Source organism: Spiroplasma chinense (assembly GCF_008086545.1).
Taxonomy (GTDB): Bacteria; Bacillota_I; Bacilli_A; order Mycoplasmatales; family Mycoplasmataceae; genus Spiroplasma_A; species Spiroplasma_A chinense.
In genome coordinates, this window is the sequence record NZ_CP043026.1 from 170,332 (window position 1) to 183,290 (window position 12,959).

Annotated in this window: 12 protein-coding genes; 8 read left to right on the top strand and 4 right to left on the bottom strand. The window is 28.2% G+C overall.

Going from position 1 to position 12,959, the window contains the following annotated elements:
- Window positions 1-24: 24 nt before the first annotated feature.
- Window positions 25-279, bottom strand: coding sequence for a hypothetical protein (locus SCHIN_RS00800; protein ID WP_166507749.1), 255 nt, complete (start codon window positions 277-279; stop codon window positions 25-27).
- 103 nt (window positions 280-382) lie between these two features.
- Here SCHIN_RS00800 and SCHIN_RS00805 point away from each other — a divergent pair, with 103 nt between their 5' ends.
- The 8 genes from SCHIN_RS00805 (at window position 383) to gatB (ending at window position 9,182) form a co-directional block, all read left to right on the top strand.
- Entirely contained in the window at window positions 383-715 is a 333-nt protein-coding gene (locus SCHIN_RS00805) for a winged helix-turn-helix transcriptional regulator (protein WP_166507750.1), read from the top strand.
- Between the two features lie 27 nt (window positions 716-742).
- A complete protein-coding gene (locus SCHIN_RS00810) occupies window positions 743-1,477 on the top strand; it encodes an MIP/aquaporin family protein (RefSeq protein WP_166507751.1) in 735 nt (244 codons plus the stop codon).
- Window positions 1,478-1,579: 102 nt separating this feature from the next.
- Window positions 1,580-2,284 (top strand): glycerophosphodiester phosphodiesterase family protein, encoded by a 705-nt coding sequence (locus SCHIN_RS00815; protein ID WP_166507752.1) that lies wholly within the window; start codon window positions 1,580-1,582, stop codon window positions 2,282-2,284.
- A gap of 96 nt (window positions 2,285-2,380) precedes the next feature.
- Window positions 2,381-3,994: a hypothetical protein gene (locus SCHIN_RS00820; RefSeq protein WP_166507753.1), complete on the top strand. Its 1,614-nt coding sequence runs from the start codon at window positions 2,381-2,383 to the stop codon at window positions 3,992-3,994.
- A 10-nt stretch (window positions 3,995-4,004) separates the two neighbouring features.
- Complete coding sequence (gene ligA, locus SCHIN_RS00825; protein ID WP_166507754.1) at window positions 4,005-5,999, top strand: NAD-dependent DNA ligase LigA; 1,995 nt, start codon at window positions 4,005-4,007, stop codon at window positions 5,997-5,999.
- Window positions 6,000-6,002: 3 nt separating this feature from the next.
- Complete coding sequence (gene gatC, locus SCHIN_RS00830) at window positions 6,003-6,293, top strand: Asp-tRNA(Asn)/Glu-tRNA(Gln) amidotransferase subunit GatC (protein WP_166507755.1); 291 nt, start codon at window positions 6,003-6,005, stop codon at window positions 6,291-6,293.
- Window positions 6,293-7,750 (top strand): amidase family protein, encoded by a 1,458-nt coding sequence (locus tag SCHIN_RS00835; RefSeq protein ID WP_166507756.1) that lies wholly within the window; start codon window positions 6,293-6,295, stop codon window positions 7,748-7,750. Before gatC ends, SCHIN_RS00835 begins: the two co-directional genes overlap by 1 nt.
- Window positions 7,743-9,182: an Asp-tRNA(Asn)/Glu-tRNA(Gln) amidotransferase subunit GatB gene (gene gatB, locus SCHIN_RS00840; RefSeq protein ID WP_166507757.1), complete on the top strand. Its 1,440-nt coding sequence runs from the start codon at window positions 7,743-7,745 to the stop codon at window positions 9,180-9,182. The genes SCHIN_RS00835 and gatB overlap by 8 nt, the downstream gene beginning before the upstream one ends.
- Window positions 9,183-9,211: 29 nt before the next feature.
- Here the strand turns inward: gatB and nrdE are convergent, their stop codons facing one another.
- Genes nrdE through nrdF form a run of 3 tightly spaced genes read right to left on the bottom strand, consistent with a single transcriptional unit; the run spans window position 9,212 to window position 12,850 of the window.
- Complete coding sequence (gene nrdE / locus SCHIN_RS00845) at window positions 9,212-11,368, bottom strand: class 1b ribonucleoside-diphosphate reductase subunit alpha (RefSeq protein ID WP_166507758.1); 2,157 nt, start codon at window positions 11,366-11,368, stop codon at window positions 9,212-9,214.
- A complete protein-coding gene (gene nrdI / locus SCHIN_RS00850) occupies window positions 11,361-11,828 on the bottom strand; it encodes a class Ib ribonucleoside-diphosphate reductase assembly flavoprotein NrdI (protein WP_166507759.1) in 468 nt (155 codons plus the stop codon). The genes nrdE and nrdI overlap by 8 nt, the downstream gene beginning before the upstream one ends.
- A complete protein-coding gene (gene nrdF, locus SCHIN_RS00855; protein ID WP_166507760.1) occupies window positions 11,828-12,850 on the bottom strand; it encodes a class 1b ribonucleoside-diphosphate reductase subunit beta in 1,023 nt (340 codons plus the stop codon). Before nrdF ends, nrdI begins: the two co-directional genes overlap by 1 nt.
- Window positions 12,851-12,959 lie beyond the last annotated feature (109 nt).

Genomic DNA, 12,959 nt, shown 5'->3' on the forward strand with positions numbered 1-12,959 from the left:
TCACCTGTTCGATGATTTGCTTTTTTAGTCTCTTCAAACTAGAGCTTTTGTGTTTGCGGTTTTTCCACAACCACAAACCCCAAGATTTGAACCTTCTTCTACAATTTCTAAGTTTGCTTGAAGTGCATCTATATATCCTTTTTCAATAGAGTTTTTCATTTTTTCTCCATTTTCAAAAGACATTAAAAGTGTTTTACCTTGAGACAAAGCATCTAAATATTCTGATCATTCATGTTTTGTTAGATCAGAAAATACAATTGCATTTTTTGCGTCTTTCATTTTTGTAACCTCCTTAATGTTATAATAAGGGATATAAAAAGAACTTCAATAAGGTACTTTAAAGTGCCTATATATTACAAAAAAATAGAGGAGAAAGTTTTGTATGAGATTTGAATTAATAAGTGAGTGTCCTGTTGAAACTACTTTAAATGTTTTGGGAAATAAGTGAGTAGTTTTAATAATAAGAGAACTTTTAAAGAGTCCAAAAAGACATAGTGAATTAAAGAAATCAATAAATGGAATAACCCAAAAAGTTTTAACTTCAAATTTAAAAAAACTTGAAGCAAATGGAGTTGTTTACAGAGAGGTTTTATCTAAGAAACCTATACATGTAGAATATAGTTTAACAGAATTTGGAAAATCACTTGAAAATGTGCTATTCTCTATGCAAAAATGAGGAAAAGAATTACAACAATCTGTAAAAGGACAAAATTAAAAAAAGATTTAAATAAGGAGACAAATAATGGATAATTGATTAACATATTTCAGTACAGAGTTACTGGGTACTATGATATTAATTGTGTTAGGGAATGGTGTTGTTGCAAATATTGTTTTAAAAGGCACAAAAGGTAATAACAGTGGATGAATTGCAATTAGTGCTGGGTGAGGTTTTGCAGTAACGGTTGGTGCAACTATTTCAAGTGCGCTTGGAGGTGTTGCTCATTTAAATCCTGCTGTAACAATTGCAATGTTGATTTCTGGATGAAAACAAAATATAGGTCCTTTTTCAGCTCTTCCTCTAATTTTATTGGGACAAGTTTGTGGAGCTATTATAGGGCAAATAATTGTAGATATTTTTTATGTTAAACACATAAACGATACTCTATCAAGTGACGAGAAAAATAATGTTTTGGCAATGCACGCAACTATTCCAACTCACAGAAATGCATTTGTTAATGTATTTTGTGAGTTCATAGCAACAGCTGTTTTAATAGCAACAATTATGGCTACAAGAAATTGATTTGGTCAAAGTGATTGAATGGGACCAATTATTGTTGGTGTTTGTGTGATTGCAATTGGTCTTTCACTTGGAGGAACTACAGGTTATGCAATAAATCCTGTAAGAGATTTAATACCAAGAATAGTTCACCAATTGTTACCAATTAAAGGTAAAGGAAAATCTGATTGAAAATACAGTTGAATACCTGTTGTTGGACCTATTTTAGCTGGTTTAGTAATTGGAGCAGCCTTTATTTAATTGTTAAATTCTGCTTTAAAGCAGAATTTTTAAATTAATCAAAAGTGTGGTGGTCTACCACATTTGATAAAATAATATAAATTAGAAAGAAAAGGTATAAAAATGTTAATAGCACATAGAGGTTTTAGAAAAGGTAACAAAGAAAATAGAATGGCAGATTTTAAAAATGCTTTAAATTTTTGCAAAGGTGTAGAATTTGATATCAGATTAACAAAGGATAAAAAAGTCATTATTTTTCATGATGATGACTTTAAAAGAATAGGGAATTGTAATAAAAAAGTAAGAAAATTAACCTATCAGGAAATTAAAAATCTGGATTTTTTTAAGAAAAATCCAGATTACTTACCTCCTTTGTTTGTTGAAGAATTTGGTCAACAATTATCTGATAAATTTGAATTGATAAATGTTGAAATAAAACAAGATAAATACAGTAAAAGTGATTTTGAAATCATTAAAGAGAGTATATTTAAACTTAAAAGTATGACAAAAGCTGAAATAATAATTTCATCTTTTGGTTTAAAAGAATTGAAGTTTATCTCAAATTTAGAAAAGGGCTTTAAAAAAGGTTATTTGTTTAAAAGAATCATATTTATAAATAAATGAAGATTAAAGAAATTTGACTATTTACATGCTCCAATTTATATATTATTAAACAAAAATAAAACCAAAAAGATTAGATCTTTAAAGAAACCTATAAATGCTTGAACTTTTCTAAATAATAAACAAGTTTTTGAACTAAAACAAATTTATTCTGATAGTGAAATAGTGTCTTATATAAGCGATAATCCCAATCTTGATTTAAACTAAAGGTATAAAACTGCAGTTAAATATGTTTAAACTATCATATTTCAACTAAGTCATTATCAAATTCAAACAATGATATAATAAAAAGTGGTGAAATAAATGACAAATATATCTATTATGGTTCCCGTTTTATTTGCAGTCCTAGCCTTGTTTATGTTTTATACATCTGGGGCAATAATGATGGAATTATTAAAATTTAAGATGAAAAACCATTTTGCAACTATTGCAGCTGGATTTTTTGTGTATTTTACATTTATTTCTATTTTTACTTTACCTTTACAACTTATATCAGTTCTTCCTTACTTTTTCTTTGTTTATTACCTATGAGGAATTACTATTGTGTATTTGTTGTTTTGTTGTGTTTTTGCAAAATACTGACTTTCAACAACATTCATATCAATTAGTTCATTGATTTATTTAGTTGTGGCATTGATTTTCTTGATAATGAATTACGTGGTTTATAAATTTATAAGTGACGGTTCTTTTTCAAGACATAAAAACACAATTTCAATTATGTTTTGACTTAAGGATAACCCTGTTTCTTTCTTTAATGCATCATCAATGTATAATGTTTTAGGATTTAAACCATTTCAAGGTTGATATACTTTCCAACTTTCAATAGTTATGTTGGCTGGAGCTCAAAGTTTTCAATACCAAGATGTAATTATTCCATTTATCTTTATAATTGACTCATTTGTAGCAGCTTCAATATTTGTCTACATGTATGATTCATTTAGAAAAGTTGAAAATACTTGAGCAAAATATACTTTGTTATTTTTAAGTTTAATAACTTTTGTTGGAACAAAAGTTATTTTGCAAGACTTTAACTATTCTTTATGAACTGGTGATATTTTCTTTATTTACTTGATTATGTATTCAATAATTATTATTTTAAGATACACATCTCAAGGGTTTAGAGAAAGAAATGATCCAACTTTTGTTGGCTTAGTAATTGGTGGATATATTGCCTTTTCATGAGATAGTGCATACCAAGTTTTATTCTTGCTTTATGGACTATTATTTGTAATTCAAAGAAGATATACAATTAACTTTACAAAGGACATTTTAAAAATGTCATTATTTGCGTTAGTGGATCTTTTCTTCTTTAATATTATTTTAAAATTTTACTTACAAACAATATTGTTTGGAGCGTTACTTTTATTCTTAATAATTGTTGCTTATTTAATGACAAGAAGTTATTCGGTTGTTATTAAGTTTGAAACTTTTGTTGACCAAAGAATTAATTTTGTAACATTGCTGTTACCTATGGCTTTTATGATTATTTCTCTTGGACTTACTTTAGCTTCAAATGAATCATTTGTAAACCCAGAAGATACATATCTTAACTTTTTATATGTTTGAACAGCAGTATTTAGAAATGAACTTTCAAGATATTGAATTACTTTTATGCTATCTATGGCTATACTTGCTATAAGTTTTGTTTGAATCTTTATTAGAAACAGATTTCAAACAAATGTTTTAACTGGAATAGTGGACTTATTATTGATTAGTTACTTAACATTTTATAATCCAATTGTTGTAAAGTTCATAAATATTATTTACCCAATGATGACACAATCAAACGGTATTATAATGATCATCCAAGGTACATTAGCTATAAATGTTTTATTGTATTGAGGATTTAATAAAATTAATTATAAGAAAACTGAAAAAGTTAAGGTTTATAGAAAACCCAGCATACTTATAGTATAAGGAGTAAATTATGAATTTAGTTTTAGAAAAAATAAACAAAATTAAAGAGCAGTTAAATGAGTGAGGTTATGCTTATTATGTTTTGGATAATCCAGTGGTGGATGATGCTGAATATGATAAGTTACTCAAAGAACTTATTGAACTGGAAAATCAAAATCCAGAATTAATTACAAGTGATTCTCCTTCACAAAGAGTTGGGGGAATTGTGTTAGATAAGTTTGAAAAATATAAACACAGAACACAAATGTTGAGTTTGGCAAATGCTTTTAATGAAAAAGATTTAAGAGATTTTGATAAACAAATTTTCAAAGAGACTGAACATAAAAATTACAGTTTTTATGTTGAACCAAAAATTGATGGACTTTCAATTTCATTAATCTATGAAAGAGGAAAATTAATTAAAGGTGTCACAAGAGGTGATGGAATTTTTGGTGAAGATGTAACTTCAAATGTAAGAACTATAAAAAGCATTCCGTTAACAATCTCTGACAAAGATGATTATGTAGAAATTAGAGGAGAAGTATTTCTTTCTAAACCTGAATTTGAAAAAATTAATTTAAAGAGACAACTTGATGAAGAACCTTTATTTGCAAATCCAAGAAATGCAGCTGCAGGAACTTTAAGACAATTAGATTCAAACGTTGCAGCCGCAAGAAATTTAGATGCATTCCTTTATTACTTTATGGATAGAGAAAAAATTTCAACCCATAGTGATTCTTTAAAGTATTTAGAAGATCTAAAATTTAAAGTTAATAACTTAGGAAAACTTTGTACAGACATTGAACAAGTAATTGAACATATTGAATTTATAAGTTCTCAAAGAAGTAATTTGGATTATGAAATCGATGGAGTAGTTATAAAAATAAATGAATTTGATTTGTATGAAAAAGTTGGTTACACAGCAAAGTCTCCTAAATGAGCAATAGCATATAAGTTTCCCGCAGAAATCAAACAAACTAAACTGTTAAATATTTTCCCAACAGTTGGAAGAACAGGTCGTATCACTTACAACGCTGCACTTGAACCAGTACAACTTGCAGGTACAACCGTACAAGCTGCAACTCTTCACAACTCTGATTTTATAAAACAAAAAGATATCAGAATTGGTGGAGTTGTTAAAGTTAAAAAAGCGGGAGATATTATTCCCGAAATAGTAGAACCAATTGTTGATGAACTTTACAATAACTTAAAAGTTTGAGAAGAAGAAAAGTTTTGTCCAGAATGTAATACTGAACTTGAAAGAAGTGTTGGTGAAGTTGATCAGTACTGTATAAACTTTTCTTGTCCGAGAAAAATAATTAGATCACTTGAACATTTTGTTTCAAGAGATGCTATGAACATAGAAGGTTTGAGTATAAAGATTATTGAAAAACTTTATGAAAATAATTTGGTAAAAAATATTTTAGATATTTATAATTTAAAAAACCATAAACAAGAATTAATTAATTTGGATAAAATGGGAGTTAAGTCTGTTGACAACATGTTAGAGGCAATTGAAAAATCAAAACAAAATTCGGTTGAAAAACTTTTCTTTGGATTAGGTATTAGACATGTTGGTAAAAAAACTGCACAATTATTAATGACTAACTTTAAATCAATTCAAAAACTTTCTGATATTGAATTTGAAAAACTAGAAGCAATACATGACATTGGTCCAACAGTAGCTCAATCGGTTGTAGATTGATTTAATGTAAAAGAAAATATTTTACTTTTAGAAAATTTAAAAAATTGTGGACTCACAATGGACTACCTTGGAAATATTGGTTCCAAGTTTAATGAAAAAGTTACAGATAAAAGTTTTGTTATTACCGGAACACTTTCAAAACCAAGAAATTATTTTAAAAACATTTTAGAAGAGTATGGAGCTAAAGTTATAGATTCAGTAAGTAAGAAAACAGATTTTGTTTTAGCTGGAGTAGAGGCTGGAAGTAAATTAGAAAAAGCAAACAAACTTGGAATTAATGTTATTGATGAAAGTCAATTCATAGAAATGATAGGAGAATAAAAAATGAAAATTAATAAAGAATTAGTTTTAGAATTAGCAGACGACATTATGTTAGAGTTAACAGATGAAGAGGCCAATGAAATTTTAAAAGTTGAAAATGATATTTTAAATAAATTTGAAAAAGTATTTTCAATTAATACAGATAATGTTCAAGAAAGTTATTATTGTTTCGATGACTTTAATACATACCTAAGAGAAGATAATGATTCAAGAAAAATTACTAAAGAAGAAATGTTAAGAAACGCTCCAAAATCTGAAGATGGTTATGTTGTAATTGAGAAGGTGGTTAAATAATGGAATTTACAAATTTAAGTATTGTTGAATTACACAATAAATTAAAAAATAAGGAATTAACAATTAAAGAACTTGCAAAATCAGTTTACAAAAACCTTCAAGAAAATTTGGATAGTAATTTTTTAGTAACTTTAATTGATGAAGAACAAATCGAAAACTTAGATCAAGAGTTTGATGAAACAAATTTACTTTCTGGGATTCCTTATGTAACTAAAGATAATATTTCTACAAAAGGAATTAAAACAACAGCTGGAACAAAAATTTTATCAAATTATTTTCCTGCAACCGATGCAACAATTACAGAAAAACTAAAAGAAAGTAAAACAGTTCTTTTGGGTAAATCAACTTTGGATGAACTTGGAATGGGTGGAACTGGATTATTTGGTTTCAATGGAGAAGTTAGAAATCCATTTGACAATGAAAGAATTGTTGGTGGAAGTTCAAGTGGTAGTGCTTATGCTGTTGCAAAAGGTTTAGTACCGTTTGCAACTGGAACAGACACTGGTGACTCAATTAGAAAACCTGCAAGTTTTAATGGTATAGTAGGATTCAAACCAACTTATGGAAGTATATCTAGATTTGGTGTTATTCCTTATGCTCCAAGTTTAGATCATGTTGGTTTCTTTACAAGAAACGTTGAAGATATGGCAATAGTTTGTGACGCAACTTTTGGATATGATAAAAAAGATTTTACATCAATTGAAAATAAACATGAGTTCTATAAAAATTTAAATGAAAACAAAAAGTTTAAATTTGGATTTTTAGAAGTTGTCGAAAAACATATGACTGGTAAAATTCATGATGACTATGTTAAGATTGCTGAAAAAATAAAACAAGATGGAAATGAAGTAATAAACTTAGAGTTCAGAAAAGATTTATTAGATGCGCTACCTGCGGTTTATATGATGATCTCTTTTGCAGAAGCTGTTTCTACTCACGCAAATTTAGACGGAATTAACTTTGGTAACAGAGTCGAAGGTGTTGATTACATTGACACAATGAGAAAATCAAGAGCCAAAAATTTTGGAGCCACTGTTAAAAAAAGAATGGTTATTGGAAGTTATCAATTAAAACAAGAAAATCAAGAAAGACTTTTAGCAAAATCAAAAAAAGTTAGAAGACTTATTATTGAAGAATTAAATAAAATGTTTGAACAAGTTGATGTTTTAATTATGCCAGCTTCATTAAAAATAGCACCACTAGTCAAAGAAATTTATGGTGTTGAAATTGAAGATAGAGATGACAATGAAGCAATATTTTTAGAAGACCTATTAGTACTTGCAAATATGAATGGTATGCCTTCAATCACATTGCCGTTTGTAAAACATAATAACTTACCAATAGGAATTAATTTAAATGCAAAACCAAAAGAGGATTTAAAATTGTTACAAGCATCTAAATATTTAGAAGATTTAATTTCTAAAGTCATAAAAGAAAGTGGGGATTTCAATGAATAATTTTGAAGTAGTGATTGGAATTGAAAATCACGTCGAATTAAAAACTAAATCAAAAATGTTTTCACCAGCTCCAGTTTCTTATGGGTTGGAACCAAATACTCAAATTTCAGATGAAGATTTAGGTTATCCAGGATTCTTACCAACAGTTAACAAAGAAGGGGTAAGACTTGCAATACTTGCATGTAATGGATTGAATTTAAAAATAGATTCATTGTTAAGATTTGATAGAAAAAATTATTTCTATCCTGACTTAGTAAAAGGATTTCAAATTACACAACAGTTCCATCCAATTGGAAGTGATGGGTATATTGAAGTTAAACTTGATAATGGAACTGTTAAGAAAATAGAAATTGAAAGATTACATATCGAAGAAGACACTGCAAAACAAAATCATAAAGAAGAATTAACTTTTATTGATTACAACAGAAGTGGAGTGGGTCTTGTAGAAATAGTTTCAAAACCTGTAATAAGAAGTGCAGAAGAAGCTGTTGGTTATGTAAACAACTTGAGAGAAATTTTATTATTCCTTGGTGTTAGTGATGTAAAAATGAACGAAGGTTCATTGCGTTGTGATGTTAACATTTCAATAAGACCATATGGTTATAATGGTTTTGGTCCAAAAGTTGAAGTTAAAAACTTGAACTCATTGAACAATGTAAAAAAATCTATTGAGTTTGAAATTAAAAGACAAACTGAAATTGTTTTATCTGGAAATGAGGTTCAACAAGAAACTAGAAGATTTGATGAAACAAAACAAGAAACTGTTTTAATGAGAACTAAATCTGATGCTATTGATTATAAATACTTCAGAGAACCAAATATTGTTCCAATCAAATTAAGTGAAGAATGAATTCAAGATGTGATTAATAATTCACCAGAACTTCCAGTTGTAAAAAAAGAAAGATATTCTTCAGAATATAAATTTGAAGAAGAAGAAATTTCTTATATTCTTGCAAGTTTAGAATTAACAAACTTCTTTGAACAAGCTGTATCACTTGGTGCAGAACCAAGAAAAGTTTTAAATTATTTAACTGGAGATGTTAAACAATTATTAAACAAAGAAAACATTTCTATAGATAAATCAAATTTAAAACCAGAAGACATAGTTGAAATTATTTCATTACTAGATCAAGGTGTTATTTCTACAAAACATGTAAAAACTTTATTACCTATAGCATTTGAATCTGATAAAAAAATATTAGATATTATTGAAGAAAACAATTTAAAACTAATTAGTGATCCAAAAGTTATTGAAGAGTTTTTAGAACCAATTGTAAAACAAAATATTGATTTAATAAAAGAACAATATGAACAAAGACCAGAAAGAGTTGAAAAAACTTTAATGGGTCAATTAATGAAAACAACTGGAGGTAATGTTAATCCAGATGTCGCAAATAAAATTATTTTAGAAAAAATTAAAGAAAACATATAAAAAAGTTCTGAGTATTACTCAGAACTTTTTTATATAACACAAGCTTCACAATCTAGGTTTTCACTATTTTCTAGAACCTCTTGACGGATTCTTACGTAATAAATTGAAGCACATCCTTTTGAAAATGCTCTAATGTACGCTTTGTTTAAATCTCTAGTTGTTGCTGTATCTGTCATAAATAATGTTAATGAAATTGCTTGATCAACATGTTGTTGAGCTGCAGCTACTATATCAATAATTGGATCTGGTCCAACTTCGTATGCACCTAAAGCATAGTAACCCATGTTATCAAAATTAATTTTATAAGCTGGTACATAAATTCTTCCAAGCTTACCTTCTTTTCTCACTTCAACTGGTGAAACAACAGGTTGTAAACTTGGAGTACAACTTGAAAGGTAACTTATTGAACCAGTTGGTGCAACTGCAAGTAAGTGTGAGTTTGCAAGACCAGTACTTTTAATTTCGTTTACTAATTCTATTCAATCACTTCTTGTTGGTATGTTTACTTTATATTGTTCAAAAAGTTTTTTTACTTTATCAAGTTGTGGTGTTCATTTGTTTTCTTCACAGTTAGTATATTTTTCAAAGTAACTTCCATCTGCAAATTTAGATTCTTTAAAATTTTTAAACGTTCCAAATTTTTGTGATAATTTATTTGAAGCTTTAAATGAATGATAAGCCATTGTATAAAAGAAAATATTTGTAAAGTCAATTGCTTCTTGTGAATTATAATAAATTTCATTTGTTGCTAAGAAACCGTGTAGGTTCATAGCACCAAGACCAACTGCGTGATTATTTTCATTTCCTTTTTTTATTGAAGGTGCACTTGAGATATTACTATTTCTTGAAACATGATCAAGAGATTTAATTGAATACTCAATTGCTTGTCCAAACTCTTCTCCAGCTTCCATCATTTTTGCAATGTTAACACTTCCTAAGTTACAACAAATATCTTCACCTGTTTTTGTGAAACTTAAGTCCTCATCAAATTCACTTGCTGTGCTAACTTGAACTATTTCGCTACACAAGTTACTCATAACTATTCTTCCAACGTTGCTGTGTGCATTTCTATTGTTAACAGTATCATCAAATAATAAATATGGATAACCACTTTCAAAATGTAATTCAGCAATTGTTTGAAAAAGTTTTCTTGCACTTATAAAAGTTTTTTTAATATTTGGATTTGCTAAAAGATTTTCATATTCTTTAGTAATTGAAATATCAGATAAAGCTTTTTTGTATTCTCTTTGAACATCGTAAGGACTGAATAAAGCCATCTCTTTATTTTCTTTAGCTAGTTGGAAAGTAATATCGGGTACTACGATTCCTAAAGATAAAGATTTTATTCTTATTTTTTCATCAGCATTTTCTCTTTTGGTATCAAGGAAAGTCATAATGTCTGGGTGATGTGCATTTAAGTAAACAGCACCAGCTCCTTGTCGTTGTCCAAGTTGGTTTGCATATGAAAATGAGTCTTCTAAGATTTTCATAATAGGTACAACTCCAGTTGCTTGGTTTTGAATGTTTTTTATTGGAGCTCCAAACTCACGTATGTTAGTAAGAGAAAGAGCAACTCCTCCTCCACGTTTAGAAAGTTGAAGAGAAGTTGTTACAGCTCTTCCGATTGATTCCATGTTATCTTCAACCCTTAAAAGATAACAAGAAATATATTCTCCTCTTTGTTTTTTACCAGCATTTAAAAATGTTGGAGTTGCAGGTTGGAATCTACCAAGCATTATTTCTTTTAAAATATTTTTAGCTTCATTAAAATCTGATCCAGCTAAAAACAATGCATTCATAATTGCTCTTTGTTCATAATCTTCTAAATAAAATTTATTATCAAAAGACTTTAAACCATACGCTGTATAAAATTTTAACGCACCCATAAAACTTGGTCATTGTCTTTTAAATGAATAAGCATAGTTTGTTAATTCTTCTATTTGTTGAATTGTGTATCTTTCGATAACTTCTTTTTCGTAGTATTGATTTTCCACTAGGTAATCAATTCTTTCTTTAACAGAATTAAAAGTCATAGTGTTTGGTTTAATATGATTTTCTAAATATGAAATAGCTGCATCAATATCATATTTAAAATTGTCACCACCTTTTTCTAACATTTTACTTTTTGCATTTAAAGCAATGTACTCATCACTTTCGTTACCAAAAAGTTTATTTGTTTTACTCATTATTTTTTCCTCCTCAAAAATTTTCTATTATTTCATTTAAAGTTTCTACATCATGTTTGGTTCCTAAAAGTTCAAACTGATATAGTAAAGGTACATTTAATTTTTTTGAAATTATAGGACCTGCAATAGCAAAAGTGTCTCCAAAGTTTGTGTTACCTGAAGCCACAACACCTTTGCAATGATCTCTATTTTCTTTTTTGTTTAAAAAATTTATTACTTGTCTTGGAACGGCACCTTTAGTATCAGTACCACCCCCTGCATAAGTAGGGGTAATTAAAATGAAATCTCTATTAAGTTCGATTTCTTCTTTTAAGTTAATTGGTATTCTACAATTATCTACTCCAAGTTTTTCTACAAAACGATGAGTGTTGTTTGAAAAGGAAGAAAAATATACAACATATTTTTCTCCAGTCGGTTTTGAAAAATTTTCTTTTGAAACTAGCTTAACGTTATCGTGCATTAAAAGTCTCAATCCTCATCTTCAGTTTCTTCACTTACACCCATGATGTATGAAGAACCATTTCCTGAGAAAAAGTCATGATTCTCATCTGCTCTTGCAGATAATTGTGTAAATATTTCTGGTTCAATTCTAGTTTCTTCTTCACTGAAAGGTGAATCGTATCCCAAGTTTTGTAAAAACTTTCCTGCATTATATAAACTGAAGCGAATTGCATCTTCTGCAATATCAAATCCCTCATAAAGTTCATATAGATATTTTTTTTCTAAATCAATAAGTTTATAAAGTAAGTCAAAAACAAATTCTTTCATTTCAATTTGTTTTTCCTTTGAAAGTTTTTCAACTTTTCTTTGGTATTTGTAACCACTGTAATAATTATGTATAACTTTATCTCTTAGAATTAATCTTATGATGTCTGAAGTGTTAGGCATTTTAGCTCTTGCAGATAAATAAAATGGTAAGTAGAAACCACCATATAATAAAAATCCTGGCATAAGTGCTGCTGCAACTTTTGATTTTAAAGGATCGTCTCCTTTGTAGTAAGGAATTAATATTTGTGCTCTTTCTTGTAAAGATTCAGAGTTAATTACTCACTCATGTGCTTCTTCTATTTGTTCGCTTGAACAAAGAGTTGAAAAAATTGTTCCATAACTTCTTGCATGAACTGCAACCATGAAAGCGAAGTTAGTGTAAATAACTTGTTCGTGATCTGTAAGTGAATGTTCAACTTGAGCTACATCCCCAACAGTAGCTTGTATAGTATCTAGTAAAGTAAGTCCTGTAAAAGTACGTGTAATTAGTTGTTGTCATTTTTCATCTAATGTTTTTCAAGATGTAATATCATTTGAAACGGGTATTTTTTCTGGTAGCCAAAAGTTTTGTACTACTCTATTTCAAACTTCTAAATCTTTTTCATCATTTAAAACATTTCAGTTTACTGAACGCATTTTGCCCTTGAAATTATTTTTTGCATATTCTATTGGTGAAACAGATTCTTTGTAATATTTATTGTCGTTTGTTGCCATTATTGTTTTTTCTCCTATCTTTAAAATTTAAAACTGAGAGTCAAAAAAAGATAGACATGTTATATTGTTTGTTTGGTTATATAGTTTTAAATTATACTTTCTTTTTTTC